The 23203-nt window shown below is 38.5% G+C and carries 29 protein-coding genes, 2 tRNA genes and 1 other RNA gene; 11 read left to right on the top strand and 21 right to left on the bottom strand.

Features of this window, described 5'->3' with window-relative positions; genetic code table 11:
• The first annotated feature begins 50 nt into the window (after positions 1-50).
• Together A7P55_RS22125 and hemJ are read left to right on the top strand one after the other, a co-directional pair.
• Complete coding sequence (locus A7P55_RS22125) at positions 51-1280, top strand: beta-ketoacyl-ACP synthase II (RefSeq protein ID WP_171553829.1); 1230 nt, start codon at positions 51-53, stop codon at positions 1278-1280.
• Positions 1281-1586: 306 nt separating this feature from the next.
• Positions 1587-2039 (top strand): protoporphyrinogen oxidase HemJ, encoded by a 453-nt coding sequence (gene hemJ / locus A7P55_RS22130; protein ID WP_004655209.1) that lies wholly within the window; start codon positions 1587-1589, stop codon positions 2037-2039.
• 57 nt (positions 2040-2096) lie between these two features.
• Here hemJ and A7P55_RS22135 read toward each other — a convergent pair whose 3' ends face one another.
• A complete protein-coding gene (locus A7P55_RS22135) occupies positions 2097-2489 on the bottom strand; it encodes a hypothetical protein (protein ID WP_171553830.1) in 393 nt (130 codons plus the stop codon).
• A 51-nt stretch (positions 2490-2540) separates the two neighbouring features.
• Positions 2541-3266 (bottom strand): tetratricopeptide repeat protein, encoded by a 726-nt coding sequence (locus tag A7P55_RS22140; protein ID WP_171553900.1) that lies wholly within the window; start codon positions 3264-3266, stop codon positions 2541-2543.
• Between the two features lie 76 nt (positions 3267-3342).
• Here A7P55_RS22140 and A7P55_RS22145 point away from each other — a divergent pair, with 76 nt between their 5' ends.
• Positions 3343-3867 (top strand): hypothetical protein, encoded by a 525-nt coding sequence (locus A7P55_RS22145; RefSeq protein WP_171553831.1) that lies wholly within the window; start codon positions 3343-3345, stop codon positions 3865-3867.
• Between the two features lie 56 nt (positions 3868-3923).
• Here the strand turns inward: A7P55_RS22145 and A7P55_RS22150 are convergent, their stop codons facing one another.
• On the bottom strand, positions 3924-4085 hold the full coding sequence (locus A7P55_RS22150) for a hypothetical protein (protein ID WP_171553832.1): 162 nt from the start codon (positions 4083-4085) through the stop codon (positions 3924-3926).
• An 865-nt stretch (positions 4086-4950) separates the two neighbouring features.
• Between A7P55_RS22150 and A7P55_RS22155 the strand changes: the two genes are divergently transcribed.
• On the top strand, positions 4951-6576 hold the full coding sequence (locus A7P55_RS22155) for an NAD+ synthase (protein ID WP_171553833.1): 1626 nt from the start codon (positions 4951-4953) through the stop codon (positions 6574-6576).
• Positions 6569-7600 carry a hypothetical protein gene (locus tag A7P55_RS22160; RefSeq protein ID WP_171553834.1) on the top strand — a complete coding sequence of 344 codons (1032 nt, stop codon included), beginning with the start codon at positions 6569-6571 and terminating at the stop codon, positions 7598-7600. The genes A7P55_RS22155 and A7P55_RS22160 overlap by 8 nt, the downstream gene beginning before the upstream one ends.
• A gap of 112 nt (positions 7601-7712) precedes the next feature.
• Here A7P55_RS22160 and A7P55_RS22165 read toward each other — a convergent pair.
• From A7P55_RS22165 to coaD, 5 genes are all read right to left on the bottom strand, one after another.
• Positions 7713-7789: transfer RNA gene (locus A7P55_RS22165), tRNA-Met, on the bottom strand.
• A 264-nt stretch (positions 7790-8053) separates the two neighbouring features.
• A tRNA-Met gene (locus A7P55_RS22170) sits at positions 8054-8130 on the bottom strand.
• 61 nt (positions 8131-8191) lie between these two features.
• Positions 8192-8583: RNase P RNA component class A (gene rnpB, locus A7P55_RS22175), an RNA gene on the bottom strand.
• A gap of 26 nt (positions 8584-8609) precedes the next feature.
• A complete protein-coding gene (locus A7P55_RS22180) occupies positions 8610-8873 on the bottom strand; it encodes a YfhL family 4Fe-4S dicluster ferredoxin (protein ID WP_004805118.1) in 264 nt (87 codons plus the stop codon).
• Position 8874: 1 nt separating this feature from the next.
• A complete protein-coding gene (gene coaD / locus A7P55_RS22185; protein WP_004805114.1) occupies positions 8875-9366 on the bottom strand; it encodes a pantetheine-phosphate adenylyltransferase in 492 nt (163 codons plus the stop codon).
• A gap of 315 nt (positions 9367-9681) precedes the next feature.
• Between coaD and A7P55_RS22190 the strand changes: the two genes are divergently transcribed.
• The gene (locus A7P55_RS22190; protein WP_171553901.1) at positions 9682-10896 is read left to right on the top strand and encodes an integrase arm-type DNA-binding domain-containing protein; all 1215 of its coding nucleotides are present in this window, start codon (positions 9682-9684) and stop codon (positions 10894-10896) included.
• A gap of 180 nt (positions 10897-11076) precedes the next feature.
• On the opposite strand, the gene A7P55_RS22195 is transcribed toward A7P55_RS22190, so the two are convergent.
• From A7P55_RS22195 to A7P55_RS22205, 3 genes are all read right to left on the bottom strand, one after another.
• Positions 11077-11526 carry a DUF1870 family protein gene (locus A7P55_RS22195; protein WP_171553835.1) on the bottom strand — a complete coding sequence of 150 codons (450 nt, stop codon included), beginning with the start codon at positions 11524-11526 and terminating at the stop codon, positions 11077-11079.
• Positions 11527-11539: 13 nt separating this feature from the next.
• Positions 11540-11743: a hypothetical protein gene (locus A7P55_RS22200; RefSeq protein WP_171553836.1), complete on the bottom strand. Its 204-nt coding sequence runs from the start codon at positions 11741-11743 to the stop codon at positions 11540-11542.
• 234 nt (positions 11744-11977) lie between these two features.
• Positions 11978-12727: a hypothetical protein gene (locus tag A7P55_RS22205; protein WP_171553837.1), complete on the bottom strand. Its 750-nt coding sequence runs from the start codon at positions 12725-12727 to the stop codon at positions 11978-11980.
• Positions 12728-12834: 107 nt separating this feature from the next.
• On the opposite strand from A7P55_RS22205, the gene A7P55_RS22210 reads away from it, so the two are divergent.
• From A7P55_RS22210 to A7P55_RS22230, 5 genes are all read left to right on the top strand, one after another.
• On the top strand, positions 12835-13464 hold the full coding sequence (locus A7P55_RS22210) for an SOS response-associated peptidase family protein (RefSeq protein WP_171553838.1): 630 nt from the start codon (positions 12835-12837) through the stop codon (positions 13462-13464).
• Between the two features lie 833 nt (positions 13465-14297).
• Complete coding sequence (locus tag A7P55_RS22215; protein ID WP_171553839.1) at positions 14298-14924, top strand: S24 family peptidase; 627 nt, start codon at positions 14298-14300, stop codon at positions 14922-14924.
• Positions 14925-14938: 14 nt separating this feature from the next.
• On the top strand, positions 14939-16234 hold the full coding sequence (locus A7P55_RS22220; protein WP_171553840.1) for a Y-family DNA polymerase: 1296 nt from the start codon (positions 14939-14941) through the stop codon (positions 16232-16234).
• Between the two features lie 4 nt (positions 16235-16238).
• Entirely contained in the window at positions 16239-16460 is a 222-nt protein-coding gene (locus A7P55_RS22225) for a hypothetical protein (RefSeq protein ID WP_171553841.1), read from the top strand.
• Positions 16460-17251 (top strand): hypothetical protein, encoded by a 792-nt coding sequence (locus tag A7P55_RS22230; protein WP_171553842.1) that lies wholly within the window; start codon positions 16460-16462, stop codon positions 17249-17251. The genes A7P55_RS22225 and A7P55_RS22230 overlap by 1 nt, the downstream gene beginning before the upstream one ends.
• Before the next feature lie 24 nt (positions 17252-17275).
• Here the strand turns inward: A7P55_RS22230 and A7P55_RS22235 are convergent, their stop codons facing one another.
• The 10 genes from A7P55_RS22235 to A7P55_RS22280 are packed head-to-tail and all read right to left on the bottom strand — an operon-like array spanning position 17276 to position 23157.
• Positions 17276-17419, bottom strand: coding sequence for a hypothetical protein (locus A7P55_RS22235; RefSeq protein WP_252727922.1), 144 nt, complete (start codon positions 17417-17419; stop codon positions 17276-17278).
• Positions 17420-17423: 4 nt separating this feature from the next.
• Positions 17424-17792, bottom strand: coding sequence for a hypothetical protein (locus A7P55_RS22240; protein WP_171553844.1), 369 nt, complete (start codon positions 17790-17792; stop codon positions 17424-17426).
• Between the two features lie 2 nt (positions 17793-17794).
• Positions 17795-18091 (bottom strand): DUF6527 family protein, encoded by a 297-nt coding sequence (locus tag A7P55_RS22245; protein ID WP_171553845.1) that lies wholly within the window; start codon positions 18089-18091, stop codon positions 17795-17797.
• Positions 18091-18600: a glycoside hydrolase family protein gene (locus A7P55_RS22250; RefSeq protein WP_171553846.1), complete on the bottom strand. Its 510-nt coding sequence runs from the start codon at positions 18598-18600 to the stop codon at positions 18091-18093. Before A7P55_RS22250 ends, A7P55_RS22245 begins: the two co-directional genes overlap by 1 nt.
• Positions 18584-18868: a holin gene (locus A7P55_RS22255; RefSeq protein WP_171553847.1), complete on the bottom strand. Its 285-nt coding sequence runs from the start codon at positions 18866-18868 to the stop codon at positions 18584-18586. Before A7P55_RS22255 ends, A7P55_RS22250 begins: the two co-directional genes overlap by 17 nt.
• Before the next feature lie 57 nt (positions 18869-18925).
• Entirely contained in the window at positions 18926-19156 is a 231-nt protein-coding gene (locus A7P55_RS22260) for a hypothetical protein (protein ID WP_171553848.1), read from the bottom strand.
• The gene (locus A7P55_RS22265) at positions 19149-21173 is read right to left on the bottom strand and encodes a hypothetical protein (RefSeq protein ID WP_171553849.1); all 2025 of its coding nucleotides are present in this window, start codon (positions 21171-21173) and stop codon (positions 19149-19151) included. The genes A7P55_RS22260 and A7P55_RS22265 overlap by 8 nt, the downstream gene beginning before the upstream one ends.
• Positions 21174-21186: 13 nt before the next feature.
• Entirely contained in the window at positions 21187-21582 is a 396-nt protein-coding gene (locus A7P55_RS22270; RefSeq protein ID WP_171553850.1) for a hypothetical protein, read from the bottom strand.
• A complete protein-coding gene (locus A7P55_RS22275; RefSeq protein WP_171553851.1) occupies positions 21582-21953 on the bottom strand; it encodes a carboxypeptidase regulatory-like domain-containing protein in 372 nt (123 codons plus the stop codon). Before A7P55_RS22275 ends, A7P55_RS22270 begins: the two co-directional genes overlap by 1 nt.
• On the bottom strand, positions 21943-23157 hold the full coding sequence (locus A7P55_RS22280) for a hypothetical protein (protein WP_171553852.1): 1215 nt from the start codon (positions 23155-23157) through the stop codon (positions 21943-21945). The genes A7P55_RS22275 and A7P55_RS22280 overlap by 11 nt, the downstream gene beginning before the upstream one ends.
• Positions 23158-23203: the final 46 nt, after the last annotated feature.

Genomic DNA, 23203 nt, shown 5'->3' on the forward strand with positions numbered 1-23203 from the left:
TCATAGCGAGATGCACAGGGCTTAAGTATTACCATAAAAGGGATCTGTAAATGAAACGTGTTGTAATCACTGGTATGGGCATTAACTCATGTATCGGTAACTCTTTAGAAGAGGTCACTCATTCTTTAAAAAATGGAATCTCAGGCACACGTTTAAATCCAACTTATGCAGAACTGAATTTTAAGAGCCATGTCAGCGCAGCAGCTGAACAGGATTTTGATGGTATTGATCGCAAACTAAAACGCTTTATGGGCGTCTGTGCGATGTATGCGTATAACGCAGCTGTCGCAGCTGTTGAACATGCTGGACTGAAACAAGAAGATTTGGCAAACAATCCACGTTACGGTATTGCTGGCGGTTCTGGTGGTAACTCAACTGCATCTGTTGCAGAAATGATCAAACTGTTAGAGGAAAAAGGCGCACGTAAAATCGGTCCTTTCTTTGTACCTCGTAATATGAGTAACACCATTACTGCGAACGTTGGCGTTGCATTTAAACTGCAAGGTATAGCGCACTCGATTACCAGCGCATGTGCAACGTCTGCTGATGCGATTGGTTATGCCTACAACCTCATTCAATTAGGTAAACAAGATTTAATGCTTGCTGGCGGTGGTGAAGAAGATCACTGGTCACAAAGCTTATTGTTTGATGCGATGGGTGCATTGTGTTCAAAATACAATGACACACCTGAAACTGCATCACGCCCATACTCAAAAGACCGTGACGGTTTCGTCATTGCTGGTGGTGGTGGTTTCGTGGTGCTTGAATCACTTGAACATGCACAAGCACGTGGTGCAAACATTCTAGCTGAAGTGATTGGTTATGCTGCAAACAGTGATGGTGCAGACATGGTTGCCCCAAGTGGTGAAGGTGCGACACGTTGTATCATCATGGCACTTGATGAAGCAAAACAACACGGCGTAGAAAATATTGACTATGTCAACACCCACGGTACTTCAACACCAGCCGGTGACGTGACTGAGCTTAAAGCCATGGAACGTGCATTTGGTGAAGGACAAGTTCCCCCACTTAGCTCGACCAAATCGATGACGGGTCATAGCTTAGGTGCTGCGGGCGTTCAGGAAGCGATTTACTCGGTGTTGATGATGCAAAATGACTTTATTGCCCCAAATATCAACGTGACTGAGCTTGATGAAGGCGCACAAGGTTTCGATATTGTACTTGAAAAGCGTGATGCAAAACTGAATACTGTCATGAGTAACAGTTTTGGCTTTGGCGGCGTAAACGCTTGCCTCATTTTCAAGAAGTGGGATGCGTAGAGGGTCCGTTGACATTTCACAGATGCTTGCGACAGAGGATATTTTTTAGCTAATACAAGGCATGACTTATGAAACTTAGTCATTCTAAGTGATGAACAGCGACTAATGCTGTGAAACATAACGTAGTAGCAGCAAAAAATATCCCTGTCCCGAAGGGTTATGACTAAAACTTCCCTAAACTTCGTTATGAAACTTGGCAATGGAGTCACCATTACCTACGTTCCATGCCTTGTTTAAGTCGTTTTAGTCTATAACGCAAGCATAGTTGAAATATCAACACACCCTCGCCCCCACTGAGGATTATCGATGGATGCACCTTCTGATGCTTTCTTGTGGGTAAAAGCATTACATATTATTGCTGTGGTGTGTTGGTTCGCTGCATTATTCTACTTACCACGTCTTTTTGTTTACCATGCCATGAGCGAAGATGCTGTGAGTCATCAACGCTTTGAAGTCATGGAACGTAAGTTGTATCGCGGTATTATGTGGCCGTCTATGATTGCCACACTTATTACCGCCCACTTTCTAGTTGATTGGGGCGATGCAACCCGACATTATCATGAAGCTTTATGGTTCTATCTTAAAGTCGGTCTAGTCGGCTTATTGGTGATTTACCATTTTGTTTGTGGTTATTATCGTAAAAAACTGATTGGCAATGCCCACTATAAATCACACAAGTTTTGGCGATTCTTTAATGAGATGCCGACCTTGATCTTATTTGCTGTGGTGATTTTAGTCGTAGTAAAACCTCAGTTTTAACTCAACAGCATGCTTCTTTTTCTAATGCTGTAGCTTAGACTACAGCATTAACCCAAACTACAAACAACGTATCCCCTTCAAGTTTAAAGACACTTGCTCAAAGTGGGTCTCTTTTTTTGTTTTCAGATTTCGATAGCTTACGTCATAAAGAATATAGCCTTGTGACACAAAGGTACACTGTCCTGTCACTTTGCCATCAATCAGCTCATTCATGGTTTTATAAACTTCAGGCTGAGCGACTTCGCCCATCTCAACCTCTTCAATATGGACTGACTCAGAAAGCTTGATATCTTTGAGATAGGGATAATACTTGATCGACTGTGTCTTTAAATATTCTGGTGAAACCAATAAAATTGATTTTTTTCCATCCGCAAAACAGTAATATTCATTACTTGCATAGGCCTGTACGCACACAGATAAAAATAGGCACAATAAAACAGTTTTCTTCATATTTCTTTGCTCAACCAATGATTGATCTGTATAGATGTTCCGACAATCAGATCATAAATATTGCTTTATTCTTAACGGGACTTTGTTGGATAAGCCTGACTTTTTCATTTGATCAGCATACATCCTGTAATTTTTTCTGGCTTGGCTTAGATTTTTTAAAGCTAGATAGGCATCCGCTCGATTTAAGTAAGCCACAGTTCTATTCGGATCTAACTTTATGACATGGTTTAACAATCTTAATGCAGCATCATAATCACCCAATTGATAGAGGAAAAACGCAGAATCGTTTAGCTCTGCTGCATCGTGTTTTTTATAGGTAGATAATTGACAATCAATGCTCCCAACAATTTGCTGTATCTCAGAAACCTCTCTTTTATTGAGTTGTTTTAGCTGTTCCGAAGCTAGGTAGTGAAAGTAGTTAACCCCATCTTTTCCCCCACCAATATCTGCCATCCATACTGGTGTGTGACTTTGTTTATCCCATTGTCCACTGCAACTGTTAGAAATCATGCTAGGTATGGTATCTAAAATCACGTTTCGGTTTTTATCCACAATAAGACACTGCGTCATTTCAGTTTCAGATGCATCCAAAATTGCAGCATAGTTGTATTGATTATTCTTATAAGCATCAATCGTTAAGAAAAAAAGCGTGCTATCAGCTTGTAACGCTTTCAATGGTGATCCCGTACAATTTTTATAGTGTTGTATGTCTAAATCCGCATAAGCTGCACTGCTTGCCCAGCAGAGTGAAAAAAACATTAATTTAATGCTCCGCATACCAAAATTCACCCTGTTTAGTTCGCTTTTATTCTAGAATAAACCAAATTTCACGTTTTTCAGATGCATCGTTCAGATGAACAAACCATTTCAACACACTCTGCCAAGATTGAAAGCTCGATTCATTGCCAGCCTAATTTTTTACCTCAAAATGAACCAATTTCAATACCGTGGTTTGACGTCTGGTGAAATCGAAATGGCACGTCCTGTCTTTGGCGATCTTATCGATTATGCACAAATAAAGATTTTTAATATCCCCTATTTACCTTGGCAACCTGCCAATATTTTTATGGCACCGAACGGCAACTTATTTGTACATCAGAAATATTTCCGTCCTGACTATTCAATATGCTCAATATCCCTGCAAGGAATCTTTATTCATGAGTTGGCGCATATTCTACAGTTTCAGCAAGGAACCAATGTCGTTGTTAAAGGTGCAATACTTCAAGCAGGCTATTACTTCAGCTTTAAGCAATACAATCCATATCGATATCAATTGATCAAAAACAAAGCCTTTTCGAGTTATAACATCGAACAACAAGGTGATATTGCACGAGATGTGTTTTTCCACAAAATCCCCAACATTATTCTAGAAAAATAAAAAGCCCTGTAAGTTTTAACTACAGGGCTTTTTAACTAAGCATTGTGCAAGAAAAATTATGCAGCAGTGCCTTTTTGAGTTTCAGTATTAAGTTCATGACTATCATCCATATCAGTCGTAAAATCTACACGCATCGCATCCTTAACAATGGTACCAATACGCCCAACACCAATAGCTAACACCAAGGCGATTACAGGCAATAAAATTGTTGAAGTCATAATTTCGTACCTCTTTATTTAAAATGACTATTAAAAAACCAGGTTAGGCTTGTTGATCTTGTTCGCGAAACATGACTGTCCCAATACGACCAACAACCACAGCTAAACCAAAAGCAATTACAGGAAATAATAAAACTGACATCGTTCGTTACCTCATCAAAAATGAATCAAAATTTAATGATCAATTAAACTTGTTGATCTTTTTCTTGGAACATTACTGTACCCACACGACCAACAACTACAGCCAATCCAAAAGCAATCACAGGAAATAATAAAACAGACATTGTTGTTACCTCTTCATTTTCGTGTTTGAGTACACTTGATGAGTATCAAAGTGTACGCCTGTTCACATTAATTAAGATAATAGCAGTGCACAAATGTACACTCAAGCGTCGCAAAGATATTCCCGATGAACGGTATAAAAAATACACGATATAATTTCAAATTATTGAATAATAACATTTTTAAAAAAAGTACAACTGTTTTAAATATTTTTTAAATGTAAAATAAAAGCCTAAAGTTATTCTTTTTTCTCAATTTTTTTTATTGTTTGTTCATCTTGTAATTAGGGTGTCATACCTACATGCGAAAATGACATGAAAAAAACTTTATATGACTCTATTCAATTTATTCATAATCATGCACCATAATCACGCAAACATTGAGAAATGTTGCTGTTTTATACAGAAAAACTTGTTATTTTTACGCAGAAAAATGTGCATTTAGTATATATTAGTAAACTTGTCATTTTTCTTTAAGATATAAAATGTTTGGCGCCATGATATACACTTGTTTTTAATAACTATACCCATATAAATCAAAAACTTGTATATCAGAACTTGTTAAGACTTAGGATTAGGTTTGAATGAAAAATTTTAAAGTTGCCCTTGCTCAATTCTCTCCGCACATTGGCAATATTGATGCAAATACTCAAAAGATGGTTGAGCAAGCAAATTTAGCGAAACAACAACAGGCTGATTTGATCATCTTCCCTGAACTTTCTACGCTCGGTTACCCTGCTGAAGACCTATTACTCCGCCCAAATCTACAAAAACGCACTCAAAAAGCGTTTGCTCAACTCAGCGAAGTAAAAGATATCTTGATGGTATTCGGTTTTGTGCACCAAACTGAGGATGGTCATCGCTATAACTCTGCTGCTGTCATGAAAGACGGGCAAGTTTTAGGTGTTTATAACAAACAAAACCTGCCAAATTATGGCGTGTTCGATGAGAAACGCTATTTCCAAGAAGGTCATCAACATCTTGTTTTTGAATATCTAGGCCATAAATTTGGTGTGCTGATTTGTGAAGATGTTTGGTCACTGAATAGTGTTAAACAACTCAGTCAGTTGAATGTTGAAACAGTTCTGGTCTTAAATGCTTCGCCGTATGAAGTTGGCAAACCACAACACCGCATTCAAACCCTCAATGAACTTGCAAAACAATTGAGTCTAAATGTTGTCTATGTCAACCAAGTCGGTGGACAAGACGACCTTATTTTTGATGGTTCAAGCTTTGTTAGCAATAATAGTGGCCAACTTGCACTGCAAGTACCAAGCTTTCAAGAAGCTCTTTCTTACGTTGAATACGATGCGGAACAAAAACAGTTCAAAGCAACTGATGCCATTCCTGCATTAGAAACTTTTGCCGAGATTTATCAAGCTTTAGTGATGGCAACACGTGACTACGTGCAACGCTCTGGCTTCCCAGGTGTGATTCTTGGCTTATCTGGCGGAATCGATTCGGCTTTAACATTGGCCATTGCCGTCGATGCGATTGGTGCCGATAAAGTACAGGCTGTGATGATGCCCTATACCTACACCTCACAAATGAGTGTAGAGGATGCAACTGAACAAGCACGTCGTATGGGTGTTACCTTTGGTATTGCCGAGATTCACCCAATCGTAAATAGCTTCATGCAGACGTTATTCCCATTCTTTGGTAATACCCCTGCTGATGCAACTGAAGAAAATTTACAAGCGCGTACTCGTGGTACTTTACTGATGGGTTTATCCAATAAATTTGGTAATCTTGTACTCTCTACAGGCAACAAGTCTGAAATCTCGGTAGGCTATTGCACCCTCTATGGGGATATGGTCGGTGGTTTCTCAGTGTTGAAAGACGTGTATAAAACCATTGTATTTGAACTGGCAAAATACCGTAATACGCTAGAAGAAACGCCAGTCATTCCTGAACGTGTGATTACTCGTCCACCATCAGCAGAACTTCGTCCAGATCAAAAAGACCAAGACTCACTCCCTGCTTATGATGTACTTGATGCTATCTTATATGCTTATATTGAAGAAGATCTCAGCCAAGCAGATATTATCGCCAAAGGCTACGAAGCTGAAGTGGTCGAGAAAGTGATTCGCTTGGTAGATCGTAATGAATACAAGCGTCGTCAGGGCGCGATTGGACCACGTATTAGTTCACGTGCCTTCAGTCGTGAGCGACGCTACCCGATCGTCAATGGATGGACCGCGAATGACTGAAAAAATTGTTTCTGAAAAGTCACAATTGCTTGCTCAAGCTTTAATGCTTGAGCAAGTTTCATTTTATAAAAATCAACTCACCACTCAACTTTCTGCTGATTTTTTCCAGCAATTTATTCAACTTTTTCTCCAACATGCGCCTAATATTCAGCTCAAGGAAGTGGTTGAATTAGAACAAATTCAGGCGGTTGTAAAACGCTATGCATTTGAAATGCAACTCGGTGCAGGTTTATTAGAATTTATTGGAGAAATTGCACAAAGACTACATGTCTTTTCTTTACAGTCATCTGCACAGTTACAGGACGTATTTTCAGACCACCAGTTTGAAATGTGGCTGTCCAAGTTTTTAGAGCTGGAAAATATCCGCCATTATTTAAATCAGTTTTTAAAAGAAAGCCCTTCGATACAACAGTTGTGCCAATACATCGCGACCACAACACTACAAAACAAATTACCCAAATTATTTGCACAATCGGATGAAGCGCATATTTCTGAAAGCAAATACGAGTGGCAGCAAAAACTAAAAACCTTTTCGCATCGCCAACAGCAGCGTATTGAACAAAAGATTGAAGAAAGTATTGGTCGATTCATTCAAGAACAGCTGGTTGATCTCAGCTTGCTTTCAAATGATGACCTTGAGAGCCTTGCACGCAATATCTGGGACGACAACAAAGCCCAGCCTTTATCCGAATATACCAAACAAGTGACACCACTGGATGTAGAAGAGTTCTTTGTGATGATTTACGAGTACTGGAAAGAATTACGCCAGTCCACGTTCATACAAGATTTGATTTTATACGGCGTTAAGGTGTTTTATGACTTCTATAAAGATGAAAGTCTGGAAGATGTTTTTGCTGCAATTGGTATAGAAGAAACAGATTTACTTAATGAAGCAGTACGTTTTTATCCTAAAGTCGTTGTGGCTTTAGATGAACATGATGTACTCGAACCAATTATTACCCTGATCTTAAAACCGTTTTATGAAAGTACTCAGACATTGGCAGCCATCGAAAAACATTTATAAAAAATAAAGCCTGTAAATAAATGACTTATTTACAGGCTTTTGCACATCTGATGAATTATTTTTACGCAATAAGCAGATAAAAAGAAACCACGCAGGAGCGTGGTTTTTAAAATGGTGGCTATGACGAGACTTGAACTTGTGACCCCCGCATTATGAGTGCGGTGCTCTAACCAACTGAGCTACATAGCCGTAAACTGTGTGCGCATTATCTAGTTTTCGATTCAGTTGGTCAAGTCTATGACCTTGAAAATATAGAACATATGAACAGTTTTTATGCTATCTGCCATCAATTGATCAAATTTCAACAGATCTCTGCTTCAACAACGAAATTGAGTCATGAATGAGCTTTTATTCAACTAAAAATAACCAGAAAACCTAGCGTCAAAAAGATTGTTTTGAAGATCACAAAAACTACAGACAAAAAGAGACCACGCAGGAGCGTGGTCTATAAAATGGTGGCTATGACGAGACTTGAACTTGTGACCCCCGCATTATGAGTGCGGTGCTCTAACCAACTGAGCTACATAGCCGAAAACTGTGGGCGCATTATCTTAACTTTCAATACACACGTCAAGCACAATTTTAAAAAATTTGAGAAGTGGGCCTATAAGCCGGGTTCTGTCGAGGACGATCATTCCTCTAGGCGTACAATCACTCATACGCTCAAGCGACCTACCCGAATCCAGCACGGGCCGTGCCTCAGGATTCCTATTTGGTCTTGCTTCTGGTGGGGTTTACCTTGCCGTGAACTGTTACCAGACACGCGGTGCGCTCTTACCGCACCCTTTCACCCTTACCGAATCCTACCTAGCCTCCCTTTATTAAAGGGAGGAATGGAGGGATTGGCGGTCTACTCTCTGCTGCACTTGCCGTCGACTTTCGCCGCCCAGGCGTTACCTGGCACCTTGCCCTATGAAGCCCGGACTTTCCTCCCCTGTTTCAGTCACGGAGACCTCCACAGCAGCGACCGTCCAGCCCACTTCGTGGCGCATCTTATCAAAGATCGAAGTTAATTGCTCGCATTTTTTTGCCCAGTTAACTTTTTGTATTTCGCCATCAAGTCATCATGCGATTCGACATGTTGCGGATCGAGCGGAATACAATCAACGGGGCAGAACAACTGACACTGTGGCTGATCATGATGACCGATGCATTCTGTACAGAGTGCAGGATCGATCTCATAAATCAGCTCACCCATATAAATGGCTTCATTGGGACAAACAGGTTCACAGACATCACAGTTAATGCATTCATCTGTAATATATAAAGACACGCTACCAACCTTGTTGATGTTTACGTTCAAAGGCCTCAACCACAATGGCAGGCACAAATTTGGTCACATCACCTTTTAAACGAGCAATTTCTCTTACCAATGTCGATGAGATAAATGAATATTGCTCAGAGGGAGTTAAAAATACTGATTCAAAATGTGGGTCAAGTTGACGGTTCATATTTGCCAATTGAAACTCATATTCAAAATCAGAAATTGCTCTTAAACCACGGAGTACTGCTGTTGCACGCTGTTCACGGAAGAAGTTAACCAGTAAACCATCAAAACCAACAAACTCAACATTGGTCAAATGACTCAATGATGCTTTGGCTAATTCAACACGCTCTTCTAAACTAAACACAGGATTTTTATGATGACCAATCGCGATTGCAACCACAACTTCATCAAACATTTTTGATGCTCTTGCAACCAAATCAACATGTCCATTGGTAATTGGATCGAAAGTCCCCGGATAAATCACACGTGTTTTAGACATGCGTTGTACTCTAGTTAATGAGATAAGACGCGTATTTTAACAAATCTTCGGCCTAAACGCGAAATTCCTAAACAATGGAAAAAGGTTGCGTTTTACGGCACAATAGCTGTAATTGTGGAAGTTTAGATTATGGCGCAAGCAACAGTTGTAAAAAATTATACGTGTTTAAGTTTCTTACAATTCTTTATAGTTCCTTTTTCCAATATAACTTATTGATTAATAATAATTGATGTTCCTTTTAGTTCTTTTTAGTTTGTTTTAATTCACAATAAAAACGGGTAATAATACGGGTAACATATCCTTTGATTACCCATGATGGCCGCTGTAAAACTTTCTGACGTTAAAATTAAAACTTTAAAGCCTAAAGACAAGGTTTATCGCATCCTTGATGCTGATCGGCTTTACATAGAGATACGGCCTACTGGTGCAAAGGTGTGGCGTTTTAAATTCGTCTTTCAGGGTAAAGAGTCATCGATGAGCCTGGGAGAATACCCGTCCATTAGTCTGGCCGATGCACGTGCATTGAAAGATGAAATGCGTGCTAAATTAGCCAAAGGGATTCATCCAGTCGAAGATCGAAAAAATATAAAGGCTCAAGCGCTGGCTGAAACTTTAAATACTTTTGATTCAATTGCTGCAGAATTTAAATTAAAACGAATGGGTTCAAAATCAGAAATATACCAAGAGAAATTTGACGTTGCCTTAGCAAAAGATATCTCGCCAATCATAGGGAAAAAGAATGTAGGTGAAGTGACTGCCGCTGATGTATTGAAAATTTTAAACAGTACTGTCGATCGTATTGTGAAAGAATCAAATGGCAGGTTTACTGGTGCATCTGCTGCTCTTGAGAATAGGAGATTCATTGGGGCTGTGATTCGGTATGCTATTGCAACACTACGTGCCGAGAATGATCCCACATATGCTGTTCGTGATGTAATTAAAAGACCTCGCGTCAATCATGCAAGAGCATTAACAAAAGAAGAAAGATACAAAGCTCGAACAAGCCTGCCAAAATACAACGGCACTCAGACTGTAAAAAATGCAGGTTTTATTCTCTTATACACAATGCTTCGTGCTGTTGAGATCCGAAAGATGGAATGGTCTTGGATTGACTTTGAATCCAGTTTAATTACTTTCCCTATTGAGGTAATGAAAGCATCCAGAGTTCATGTTTTACCTATCTCAGATCAAGTTTTTAATGTTTTAAAACAACAATACGATATCTCTGGTGATCAAGTACTGGTTTTCCCTGCTATTTACAGTCAGAAGAATAATGGCATGTTGGCAAAGGAAACTCTTAATAGTATGTTGGAATACATTGGTCTAAAAGGTGTAACCACCCATGATTTTAGGGCCACCGCATCAACGCTATTATATGAGAAAGGCTATGAGGAGGCTTGGGTTGAGAAGCAATTAGCGCATGCTGAATCAAACAAAACTAAAGCTTCGTACGATCATTCTAAGCACTTAAAACCAAGGCGTAAAATGATGCAAGACTGGGCAGATATTGTAGATAGTTGGAAAAACTAATCGAGAAAATTATTCCTTAAATGAAAAATAGTAATTCAACATCTTAATAAAAAATATAAGCTATTAATTATTTTGGCTCTACGGAATAACGTGTGGAAATTATATTGATTAAGTCGAAAATAAGTAAAATTTGGTGGAATATACAGAATGCAAAGCCCTCACTTAGTAAGGGCTTTGTTCTTATTCGTAACAACCTTTAAGCCATTTCCACACCCCCCAATTGTCGGGGATTTTCTGAGCATCATCTAATTTACCAATTTTACCCAATAATAATAATTGACCAATGACGGCTTGATAAATGCGCCAGTACGCAACATGCGGACATTCTGTTGCTTGCGAAAATGATTCAAAACTGTGATAAAACGGCAGTTTGGGACTTATGCGAGATGGTTTTGTATCATCGCTATCATTGTAAATCGTTGCTTCCTGAACATCATCGAGCATCTTATCAAGCACTAAGGCATAGTGCGACACCATTGTTGACAATGTGAGCGCAACATCGCTAGGTACTGGTACTTTTCCTGCTTCCCAATACTGAAAACTACGCTTTGTTACATTGCAAATTTCCGCAATTTCGGCAACAGTTAAGCCAAGGCTTTGACGTTGCGCTTTTAGAACTAAGTGATTCATTTTGTATTCCTACTTAAAATTCCCAATCGCTAAGATTGATATTTCGACCATTTTCTAAGCAGTGTTTAGTGGCAACAGTTTTGGCTTTTTTCCAGTGCCCACACACAGAGGTTGAATAGTCATGCACCCATGTATTGTCACGCAATTCATATACTGAAAAAGTAGTTACTGCTTTACCGTTTAAATATACATTTTGGATATTTTGAATTTTTAACATTTTATTTCTCCAATCGCTCAGTAGCGATTTAAGTTAATTTTCAAGAGAGCCTTTCTCGTCTTGAGGTATTTAGTATATTTCGCAATTGCGAAATATACAAGAGGGTAAATGATTTATTTTTAAACTGCCAACAAAAGCTAATTTCCACACGTTATTCCGAAATAGAGACTTTACTTAAAATCCAAATTCCACTACTTATTCCGCATAGCCATTATTTTTAATAGCTTATTGCACCTACTGGTTTTTTCCTAACACTGCTAAATAGTTTCCATTTACGAGCTTAAAGATCACGTAATTTGAAAAAAGCTCTGCATAACCTTCCTGAATTAAAAATTTATTAATAATATTTTCATTAAGAGTATCACCAGACCCAATCTTAATTGCGTTATAATATTGACCCCATTGATTTTCAATAATTCCTGTTGAGCTGATAAAAGATTTTTTATGTTCGCCATTAAGCATATAAGAAAGAACGTATGGGTGACTGCCTGTATGAACAACACCATTAAATGACTTTGTACTCTTGCTTACCGATTTGTAACCATTTCTCATTGTTAGATTTTTTTCATATGACTTACATGTAATCAATTTATCTACTGAATTTAATAATATAGTTGCTTTAAAATAATCTGGTTTATATTCACCTACTTCTGTAGTTAATTTACTAAAAGGCTTGGTTTTAATGCTCACTGAGCCATATGGCTCTATCACTACAGGTGGATCACACAACTCTAGTTCAAGTATATCTTTATTATTAAATAGAGCATATATACCAAAAATTGGTACAGGTTTATCTTTGTAGTTAACAATTAAAATATCATCTATTCGTTGGGCAGAAAACCTATCTGATACAATCATATAGTGTGCAGATATTTTATTACCAATTTTCTTTGAAGCTAGAAATATGGCTATTAACGTTGAAATGACAATAATTATAGGCCTAAAATAATGATCTACAATATCAACTATTTCTTTTAACTCCATTGCTATAGTCCATTTAATTTTTTGGTGTGCATATCGTACACAAAATATAAAAATTAATTAACATAATTTTATTGCATATTTAATGTAGATTTCATTGGTTTATCATTATGTGCGCAAACTACGAACCCATCTCAAAAAGACGTGCTCAACTACTAAATTTATATGAGCCTACATTTGAATATAAAGCAGATATATTCCCTGGCTACGATGGTCCTATCATCATTGCAACTGATCAGGGGTTAGAGTGGAGAGCGGCTAGGTTTGGTCTTATACCGAACTGGGCTGATGATTTAAAAAAAGTAAAAAACACTTATAACGCACGTTCTGAAACAGTTGCATCTAAGCCAAGTTTTCGTCATGCATGGTCTAAAAATCAATTTTGTTTAATACCAGTAGAAACAATTTTTGAACCAAAGTATATCGACGATAAATCACACTGGTACGGTATCTATCGAGAAGATGCCATGCCGTTTACAGTAGCTGGCATCTATGAACATGCCACAGTTAACGGCAAACCATTTATCTCTATGAGCATGCTTACGATCAATGCTGATGACCATCCTTTCATGAATCAGTTTCACGCGCCGGATGACGAAAAGCGTTCGATCGTAGTTATTCCAAAGGGACGGCGTAATGATTGGCTAGGCTGCATTTATGATCAAGCAAAAGAATTTTTTGTCGAAATGCCAGTCGAAGAATTCACCGCTGCACCAAAAAACCAAATCATTCAACGTTAACAAAAAAATTTATAAAAAAATCGCCTGTCGAAACAAGCGATTTTAATTTCTATGAATGTACGCTGTCGGAATCAGCGCATAACAAAATCAGCTATTTGCAACATGTCAGCAAGTATGCTGAATAGTCGCAACATAATGATGAAAATAGTCATCATAGCAACGCTCCGTTAAATAAGCGTTGCTAAACGTCGTCTTCTTTTGGTACATTAAAACCATAAGTTATAAAACGCAGCTTATTTTTCTCTTTTAAATTTTATCGTTATTTTGTACGGTAAGAATTGCCGCTTAAAATTAACGCTCAAATTGAAAAAATAGCTTTGGTAGACTTCGTCTAGCTTCGCAGTTTTATACAAAGCTACTTGCTTTCGTCCTCGTCGAAAATTTCGGAAGCAGGTAGCGGTTCTTTTCTAAAGTTTCCTGAATTTCTCCATTCTCTCTAGACTTCAAATAAATAATTTACTTGATGTTTAAACATTACGGGATTTTTTGAATTAGCACAATTCTTGACATTTTACTAAATTCTTTTTTATGTCAAGTATTTCTTATAATTTCAATGCGCCCATTTGTCTTGGTGTTATCCAAAAAATAAATAATTACAATAAAAATTATATAGTTATTAATTCAAGAAGAGGTCTAAATAAGTACACTTAGTGACATATCTTCCTAAATAATTATATTTTTATTTATTTGTTTTTTTAAAAATTTAAAGCTCTGCGACAACCTTTGACTTGTCCTTGTTTATCCACAGATAAATAAATTTGAATTTATAGTGGTAAAAATCTTATCCTAAAAAGGTAAATTCCCAACACGCCTCGTAGCGTAGGAGTTAGAAAATGTCTAAGAAGTTGCCTATTTACTTCTCTGACGGTGCCTGGTCGAGCTTACAAGAGCTCATGGGACCTGATGGGAAACCAAGCCCCACCGTTAATGCTGTTTTTGAACAGATCTCAATGCAAGCAGATTTGATTGAAAAACTCGGGCTTACCCCTATCCTTCCAAAATCTAAAGCATCGATACCGATGTCATTAGAGCGCATACCTGCAGGTCCTGCTTTCGCCACTAAAGATGATTTAGACACTACTGTTGATCTAAATGAATATCTTATTCATAACCCAATATCATCATTTATGGCACGTGTAGACAGCGAATCGATGCTTGGTGCTGGCCTTGAAATTGACGACCCCATCATTATCGATCGCAGTATAGAGGCTGCACATCAGGATATCGTAGTCGCATTAATTGATAATAAAGACTCAACGATAAAGCGTCTTATGATCACCGCCAAAATGTCTAAAGCAGATATTAAAGAGATCTTTGGTGATGAAGATTATCCGCTGCCTAAACTCTGGCTAAAAGCTGAAAATCCTGCTTATGAGCACATCATCCCTGCAGATAACCAAACTGTTGTTGTGTGGGGTGTGGTGACATTCAACTTAAAGCGTATGCATTACCGCTCATAATAAGAAGAATAAACATGAAAAGTAATACTCGCATATTCGCTTTGGTGGATGTGAATAACATGTACGTCTCTTGCGAACGTGTTTTTAATCCATCCCTTAATGATATTGGGTGCATAGTCTTATCCAATAACGATGGCTGTGCAGTTGCCAGATCTAATGAAGCAAAGGCGCTTGGCATAAAAATGGGTGTTCCCCTTTTTCAAATTGAGGACATTGTCAAAAAGCATAACATTCAAGTTTTATCTAGCAACTATGCCCTCTACGCTGAAATGTCACGGCGCTTTATGTTGATGCTTGGCCAGTATGTCGCGCCAGGAGAGCAAGAGATTTATAGTATTGATGAATGTTTCATAGAATTAACAACTTACGCGAAAAATTATGATTTAACAGCATACGTTCAAGACATGAGAATGAAGGCTCAGCAGTGGCTTGGTCTACCCTGCTGTATTGGAATTGGTCGCTCTAAAACTGAGGCGAAAATTGCAAATCATGTTGCGAAGAAAAATAAGTATTTTGATGGTGTGTGTAATTTGGCGGAAATGGACCCTTGTTCTGCTGAGCAAATACTCGCACACGTGGACGTTGGTGAAGTCTGGGGCGTTGGCCGCCAAAATTGCAAGAAACTAAACTTAATGAACATTAAGTCTGTATTGGATCTGATTGAGTCAAATCCGAAGGAGATTAAGAAAAGCTTTTCGATTGTTATGGAAAAAACTGTACGTGAATTACAGGGTGTCTCATGCATTGATATCGAGAACGAGAACCCATCAAAGCAGCAAATTATTAGCAGCCGCTCTTATGGCCAGCCAGTTTATGAGAAGGATGATATTAAATCATCAGTACGTTTATTCGTGACTCGTGGTGTTGAACGTATGCGTCATGACGGTTCTATCTGCAAAATGATTGGTGTGTTTATTCAAACGGGTAAATTCAATAAGGATGAGCGTTACTCGCCTTACATTATTGTGCAAATGCCCGAACATACAGATGATTTACTCGAAATCACCCGAGCTGCTATGAAAGGAATCGATCAGATATATAAGAAGGGATTTAAATATAAAAAGGCCGGCATTGTTCTACTCGAGTTAATTCCGAAGTCTAAATTTGTACCTGATCTATTCACCGACTATACACATCGAAATCAACGCGAAAAGTTGTCAAAAACCATAGAAGCAATCAAAGAGAAATACGGAAAAGATCATGTTTCGCTTGGTCTGTGCAATGACACAAAAGCAATTTGGCAGATGAATCAAAACCGCCGCTCTCCCTCCTATTTAACGAATTGGGACGAACTTTTTAGGATTGGTTAATACTATGCATATTTTTAAATTAACAAACGAACAACTTGCACAGATCCTTATTCCGAAACGATTTGTGCCAGAAATGCCTGCTGAGCTGAAAGGAAAGAACGTCGAGTATGTTTTTGATAGTGAAGATAAATTCGAATTAACTTATGATGAGCTATTAGAAATAATTGCAAAGGCTAGATTGGCTGGACCACAATTAATACCTGTGATTGGCACAGTAGGTGAATAATGAAAATTGAAAAAGACAATCTTAAAGAACTATTACTATATGGTCTTGTTGCATATGCCTTAGTGCTATTAATTTATTGGAGTTTTAAAGCTTTTGGTAATCTAAATGCAGACAACATCTCTGCATTCGGATCTATTTTATCCGCGACAGGTACTTTTTATGCAGCATTCGTTGCAATTCGGTTATTTAATGATTGGAGGGATCAGGCTCTTTTCGAGTTAAAGAAGGAACATGCTAATCAATTAAGCAATCTATTATCAATTAGTTTCGATGAGCTACACAAAATTAGTGAAATTATGTTGAACTTACAGCGTATTTCAACACATAAGGTCATTTCGGAAAGATACAGTAACTTTGTAGCGAATGATTTGAGAGATGAATTCTATAGTAAACAGTTAAACGCTAAGATGCTTGATAGGCTAAATAAATCTGAAACAAAAATTTTTGATTCTTACTCAAAATATCAAACTCACTTTTTATACTTAGTTGAAAATTTTAATGTAATACAAAAATCATATACAAATTATTTAAATTATCTAACAAGAACAATGGGTAATGCAGGAAGAGCAGCTATTTTAAATAATACACATATAGCTATTTATGACACCATACAACAAATGAAATCACAAGAAAAATTAATGCTCGAGCTTCATATTTCTCATCAAATAAAGTTTGAGAAAAATGGACAGACTTATATTTTTAAAAATCTTTTAGAAATGACGAATAAGATGAATGAAATATACATAACTTTAGAAGAGAAAGTTTTAGATTCAATTGACCTCAGAAAATAGTTAAGCCTTAAAAAAGCAAAGCCCTCAATTGAGGGCTTTTCCAATTTTTATCCATGCATCTACTTTTGCAGCACATTCATTGCCTTTGCCCACAGTATCAACCGCCCAAATAGCAATCACCTTACCTACCCCATCATCCAACGTACTGAACTTGTCACATGGCTGCATCAAATTAGCTGGAATCACGGGCTTGTATAAGACTGTTGATTTGCTGCAACCCGTCATCATCAATACAACGATTGAGATAAATAGGACGCTCCACGATCTTTTGCACTGTACGTGTAACGGTTTCAACTTTTGTACGTTGTTCTGACCTAAGCTTTTCATAATCAGCGCTCACTTTATTAACTTTGTCTTGTTGTTTGGCCAAAGCCTCAACCTGGGCACGTTCTATTTTTTGGATCTGCTCATTACACTTTTGGTCAGCTTCTTTAAGTTGGCCAATCTTGTGATTGAGTAAAGCCAATGTGATAACCAGAAAAAAAGCGAGAAACCCGATTAGGATTTCTCGCCAAAATTTTGCAGCTACAACTATCCACATTTTTAAAGCTCCTCCACCTCAGGCAAATCTACTGTTTGCCCTGCCAAAGCATGATGACAATCTGATAAGAATTGAATCTGGCCATTACGAATAAATGAATGACATTGGCTAGAATGGCCACCATTGACCATAAGAGACGGCGAGAAAGTTGGCTGTTCTAAATTCCCATCAAAATCCCATCGAATTTTGTGATGTGGCCCAACATGCAAAGGGTGCAGTGTTTTACAACCTGCGCATTCAATAAAGTAAATGCCATTTGACTCAAGCAACACTTTGCTTACTTTAGTAAATTCAGCCATCACTGCGCCCCCAAGCATTTCTTATGGCGTTCCAACTGCCGTGTCCAAACGCCGTAGCATCGATTTGAGCGGATTGAACAATCACGCTTAGCCACATACTTGTATTTCAGCAATGAGTCACAAGCAGCTTTGTAATTGCCTGCTTTTAAGTTGCGAAGCATTGAAGAATTCGCAAATGCTGTTGTACCGTACTGATATGAAAAGTCTAAATACACATCATATTCAGCTTGGGATAATTTCACCCCCTTCAATGAATTCTTGAATGGGATCTCACGCTTGGCCACATCATGACGTAACCACTTATCTGCAGTGGCGCGGGTAATTGGTGGATCTAACATTTTGACGGCGGTACCATCAGGCTTGAAGGTTGCGCCATGCCCTTGTGTTGGTCGATCACCAGGCACTGGGATAACCGGCTTTGCAGTGAACCCCTCATCTAATTTCACAGCAGAAAAAAAAGCAGCCGAAGCTGCCAATAAAAGGACTGATATCTTAGTCTTGTTTTGCATCAATCTTCTCCAACCATGCCTTTTTCTCTAACTGGTGAATTTCTTCAGCACGTTTATCGTCTTTCCGCTTGTACCACCAACCAACTAAAAAGCTAAAAATACTGATTAAGAAACCACCTAAACCAATTAACAAACCAATTGCTGTGATTGGATCTAACCCAAAAACTTTCCCCACGAATAGTGCTCCACTTCCCCCAACTGCTGTCTTAGCCGCGCCGGATGTAACCGTTGCGCTAGCCTCTATGATGTTTTGTGCTTGCTCTGACACTTTCTTTCTCCAAAAAGAAAAAACCGCAATTAAGCGGCTATTTTTATTTCATTAAGTCTATACTTCGATTTGATATATAACGCCCTCAGGCGCACTTCTCTTTATTTCATTTCCGCTGATATATACCTTTGCTCCTAAGTTAAAAACTGTGGCACTGGTACAAAGCACAAGCCCTGTACCGTCAGCCACTAATACTTTGTAATTTGGATGATCTGCACTTTGAATGGTCCCGATAAACTCAGGTGTTTTGGGCAACATTTCAAAGAACCGGTTAAAAATATTACTCACGATTCACCCTCTCAATTGATACGGTTTGATTCACAAGCTTATGCGTAAATGAACCACTAACACCATCCACAATGCCCCACCAGTCTCCGTTAAATGCAACAAGCTCACCTGGTAAACACAAACCTATTTCTTGAGTGACTGGCATCAATAAGCTGTGATTTTCAACAAGCCCTGCTTTGGCCAGTACTTCACGGCCTTTGCTGTGCATGACTGTAGTTGATGTAAGTAATGGGCTATTGATTGATTCTTGCAGCACATCACCTGCGGTACCAGTACGAATGATCCGCCCAGTATCACCGTTGCGGTCATTAGTAAGAAATACGCCGTTATAGTCGGGGTAAGGCTCATAATTGGTGGATTGATCCGTAACAATACTTTCAGGGATTACCCTGTCATATTCATCAATCGCAATTGAATCCCACCATGTCTTTTTATAGCGCGGTTTAATCGTCAAGGTATTACTTGCAGGCTCACTGTAAATAAACCCTCCTGCAGCCTCTACAATAAGCTTAATCGCAGCTATCGGAGTTAAGTTGGAATAGCTTAGGCTCTCAGGTGGCAAGATCCAACCAAGTGCATCTATCAATTCCCAATTCAAAACAATATCGCTATTCACTCGATCCAATTCAGCTTGAACCAGTTGAACTGACGAACGTTCATTTTCTTGGGTAAACGATCTTGTCGGTGAATACGGCGCATCAAGTAACGCTGTTGGACTACGGCCAGATAACTTATAAACATGTTTACCGAATTGGAATGAACGTGAAATGTTTTCAAGCAACATGTGGTGCTCATTACCATTGATCATGATTTTTAAAATCACTGGCTTCCCATCAATCGGCTCAGTTTTAGGCTTTTCAAAATATGGAGTGGTTAGGTTATAGGACCAACTCCAACTGCTGCGATCGGTGCTGTAATCACCGCTATAAATTTTGATCTCTTGCCCATTGTCTAAACGAGTTACTTTAATTTCATTCACGATATACCACCAATCAACAGGTGCATGGTTTGGTAAGCACTCATCAGCACCAAAATTTAAAATGACGTTACGGGGATCAATGTCATGGCACAAACAAACAAAATTAAGGTCTGTGGTGCCAACATATTCAGGAAGTGGTTCAGTATCTATTGGATCTAGTTTTGATTTGCGGTAATAGACAGACTTGGCGACTTCCCATGGGATTGAATCGGTTGTGACCAGTTCCAAGCCCTTGTCATGCACGAACATGAACCGCTTTTCAAACACAGCGGCAACTTCATGGCTAAACGTGATTTTCTTACGCTTGCGAATCATCACCTGCCAATCAGATTGACGATGGATTAACAGTTTTTCAGATTCTTCAAACACCATGGATCTTGAAATAAAGCGCTTGTCGTTTTCCTGCCAAACCAATTCATAATCACTTAAAAGCCTAGTGCATTCATCAAACACCAAACGCACCGAACGCTGCAGAAGATTTGTCTTATCAAACCCATCTAGCACTGCATTTGAAATCGTCAAACCAGATTCAAAAATAAAGGCGCTGTTATGCGCCTTAAATATCGGTTTCCCGAACCTAATTTGATTTTCTATAAGTGCTGGGCATGTGACCTGATATTCGAAAATACTTAGATGGTTTTTCCCCAGCAAGAAATTAATATCAGACCGAGCGTTAATTGCGGTTAATAAATCAGTTCTAATAACTGCATTCACTTCACAAAATTGATTTACGATTACAGCTTGGATAGATGCATCAAAGCTGCTGGCTATTATTGAGCTTACTTGAGCAGAACCACCATAAGTAACATCAATGGAAGCATCAATAACTGTGCTTACAACCGCATCAACTGTATTAAGGGTGTATTGAGTTGCTACGACTTCAGCAATAAATGCCGTTGAAAGGACAACATTAACGGAAGCTGTTATTTGCTCATCAGCACCAAAGTTTAAAATCAGATTATGTGAATCAATCGATCCAAGCTCATCTTTAAAATTTAAGCTGACATTATGTGCATCTGGTGGAATGTAATTTGGCACATGCACACCTCAATTATGTTGTCGGTTTCAATACAAAAGAATTGACCATTAATGTGCTGCCTAAAGCTAAATTGGGCTGAGCCAATGTAATCTCAGCACCTACGGCAAAATCAGCAACAGCATCACCATTCCCGTTATAAATACGAGCCCAAACCGCCGTCCCCGCTTTTGTGACTAATGCAGCATCTGTTTGTTTAAGCTCAATACCATCAGCATTCAATTGTTTGAAACAAGGCTTTGGAAAAGTCAGTGTGACTAACTTAGCCGCTGGATCTACGGCAACATTGACTGATGCAGGTTTAGTGTTGTCATAAAAAATAAAGGTAGCATTATTGCTACCTGTATCTAAGAATGTGGCCAAAGCTTGTAATTGAGCCAAGCCAGCCGCTAAAGATGGAATTACACTCATTATCCAACTCTCCCATCAAACGGGGTTAATTTGTCTTGAATTACAGCGTTATATTGGTTGTTTGGATCAAATGCCACAATGAAGCATTCAAGCCCTAATGCAATGTTTCTAAATGAGTATGTACCATCTGCTTTAGAGATTGTTTCCCATAACAATTGCCGGTTATCACGGCGGAATACACATACTGGAACAGGGGAAAAATTAGCACCAAGCTTCTTAGTAGTACCATTGATTTTGCCAAAACCTTGATTTGTATTAATTGTTGAGATAATCGGCTTAACAAGTCTTAGTATCTTAAACTTTCTCTCATTCAGTTTTGTGGTATCTGCTGTATAACCGCCCCAAAATGTCCGAAAAATTCTAATTGCCATGTTTAATTTCCTCTACTGGAAATGCTAAATACTGACAGTTTTGTGAACCCGTATTTGATGCTAAGTGATGAATTACACATATATTATTAAAGTCGATATCAACGGCAAGAAACGGAGTTTGAGAATTAGAAACACTGGGAACATTCGTATCATATGAATACATTAGTTCATAAACACCACCGATAATAAAGCCTAAATGTTGTCTAGATAATCGTTCGTAAATTGCGATCGGACGAGCTGTAGTTGTATTAAAACTATCAATGCTTGTAGGCAATACTGATTGAGTGGCTTTAGCTGTGGAAAAGATGAACGGCGGATTTGTACTTCCATTCGTTGAATCAAAAGCCACTGCTATCTTTCCAACATAAGCATATGTAACTGCTGACAATCCCTTAGTTGTATAACCAGTCCCTGTTGCCTGATAAGTCATCCCAATAATTACAGGGAGTTTTAATGCTTCATATTGTGTGTAAACTGGGAAAAAGCCATTCACTGTTCCAGCTGCCAGTACATTTGTCATATTGCTCAGTATTGCTAAATGATAAATACTGCCAACAACACACCCTTTCCCGTAATCATTCAGCCCCTGACTATATGTGTAATTGTTGTGTGCACTTGTATTTGTATATTGAAACTCCCATTTCAACGAGTCATTAACAAGCGTATTACTACGTGTATTCTCATATGAATTAACATCTGTTATTACACCTGTTGCCTCATCTGCACTTGCTCCAATGCAGACAGAAACGGTATTTCGATTTCCTGTTGCAGATGTAAAAACAAGACGCAAATACAAATTCGTTTCATCAATCGATTTAAACTTATAAAGATGGACGTATCCAACTTCATAAACTAACGACATACCCAATGCGGCCACATTTGTTGTAATGGTTCCAGTCAGACCAGAAGTATTGTTCAACGTAAGCGTTACTGTGTTTGTAGTAACACTATCTATATAAACTTCCCCACCGAATCCCCCTGTCGCTGTTAGCAGCAACACACGATCAGCAACATAACCGTGGCTTGTGCCATATGTTAATGTGACTTGGTTGCCGCTAATCGAAACACTTAGAACAGTTTGCGGGTTGTACCCCGTTGAAAGCATCTTCTTAAATACTTCTTGGAATTTTGTTTTCGCACCCGCACAAAAATCTAAACCCGTATCAGAAAAATCAAACATTTTGGTTTGTGTTTGCTTGATCATAGGTATTTACTCGCAATAAAAAAGGCTGCACATGCAGCCCTATTTG

It is taken from the genome of Acinetobacter sp. Ac_5812 (genome assembly GCF_013072695.1).
Taxonomy (GTDB): domain Bacteria; phylum Pseudomonadota; class Gammaproteobacteria; order Pseudomonadales; family Moraxellaceae; genus Acinetobacter.

Bases quoted from the DNA above. Each gene is read 5' to 3' on its own strand.
- A7P55_RS22155 (WP_171553833.1), top strand. From the start codon at position 4,951: ATGAAAAATTTTAAAGTTGCCCTTGCTCAATTCTCTCCGCACATTGGC.
- A7P55_RS22135 (WP_171553830.1), bottom strand. From the start codon at position 2,489: ATGAAGAAAACTGTTTTATTGTGCCTATTTTTATCTGTGTGCGTACAG.
- A7P55_RS22275 (WP_171553851.1), bottom strand. From the start codon at position 21,953: ATGGCAATTAGAATTTTTCGGACATTTTGGGGCGGTTATACAGCAGAT.
- A7P55_RS22270 (WP_171553850.1), bottom strand. From the start codon at position 21,582: ATGAGTGTAATTCCATCTTTAGCGGCTGGCTTGGCTCAATTACAAGCT.
- A7P55_RS22235 (WP_252727922.1), bottom strand. From the start codon at position 17,419: ATGCAGCCATGTGACAAGTTCAGTACGTTGGATGATGGGGTAGGTAAG.
- A7P55_RS22205 (WP_171553837.1), bottom strand. From the start codon at position 12,727: ATGGAGTTAAAAGAAATAGTTGATATTGTAGATCATTATTTTAGGCCT.
- A7P55_RS22160 (WP_171553834.1), top strand. From the start codon at position 6,569: ATGACTGAAAAAATTGTTTCTGAAAAGTCACAATTGCTTGCTCAAGCT.
- coaD (WP_004805114.1), bottom strand. From the start codon at position 9,366: ATGTCTAAAACACGTGTGATTTATCCGGGGACTTTCGATCCAATTACC.
- A7P55_RS22280 (WP_171553852.1), bottom strand. From the start codon at position 23,157: ATGATCAAGCAAACACAAACCAAAATGTTTGATTTTTCTGATACGGGT.
- A7P55_RS22230 (WP_171553842.1), top strand. From the start codon at position 16,460: ATGAAAATTGAAAAAGACAATCTTAAAGAACTATTACTATATGGTCTT.
- A7P55_RS22215 (WP_171553839.1), top strand. From the start codon at position 14,298: ATGTCTAAGAAGTTGCCTATTTACTTCTCTGACGGTGCCTGGTCGAGC.
- A7P55_RS22145 (WP_171553831.1), top strand. From the start codon at position 3,343: ATGAACAAACCATTTCAACACACTCTGCCAAGATTGAAAGCTCGATTC.
- A7P55_RS22125 (WP_171553829.1), top strand. From the start codon at position 51: ATGAAACGTGTTGTAATCACTGGTATGGGCATTAACTCATGTATCGGT.
- A7P55_RS22140 (WP_171553900.1), bottom strand. From the start codon at position 3,266: ATGCGGAGCATTAAATTAATGTTTTTTTCACTCTGCTGGGCAAGCAGT.
- A7P55_RS22225 (WP_171553841.1), top strand. From the start codon at position 16,239: ATGCATATTTTTAAATTAACAAACGAACAACTTGCACAGATCCTTATT.
- A7P55_RS22190 (WP_171553901.1), top strand. From the start codon at position 9,682: ATGGCCGCTGTAAAACTTTCTGACGTTAAAATTAAAACTTTAAAGCCT.
- A7P55_RS22240 (WP_171553844.1), bottom strand. From the start codon at position 17,792: ATGTGGATAGTTGTAGCTGCAAAATTTTGGCGAGAAATCCTAATCGGG.
- A7P55_RS22245 (WP_171553845.1), bottom strand. From the start codon at position 18,091: ATGGCTGAATTTACTAAAGTAAGCAAAGTGTTGCTTGAGTCAAATGGC.
- A7P55_RS22195 (WP_171553835.1), bottom strand. From the start codon at position 11,526: ATGAATCACTTAGTTCTAAAAGCGCAACGTCAAAGCCTTGGCTTAACT.
- A7P55_RS22200 (WP_171553836.1), bottom strand. From the start codon at position 11,743: ATGTTAAAAATTCAAAATATCCAAAATGTATATTTAAACGGTAAAGCA.
- A7P55_RS22250 (WP_171553846.1), bottom strand. From the start codon at position 18,600: ATGCAAAACAAGACTAAGATATCAGTCCTTTTATTGGCAGCTTCGGCT.
- A7P55_RS22210 (WP_171553838.1), top strand. From the start codon at position 12,835: ATGTGCGCAAACTACGAACCCATCTCAAAAAGACGTGCTCAACTACTA.
- hemJ (WP_004655209.1), top strand. From the start codon at position 1,587: ATGGATGCACCTTCTGATGCTTTCTTGTGGGTAAAAGCATTACATATT.
- A7P55_RS22150 (WP_171553832.1), bottom strand. From the start codon at position 4,085: ATGACTTCAACAATTTTATTGCCTGTAATCGCCTTGGTGTTAGCTATT.
- A7P55_RS22220 (WP_171553840.1), top strand. From the start codon at position 14,939: ATGAAAAGTAATACTCGCATATTCGCTTTGGTGGATGTGAATAACATG.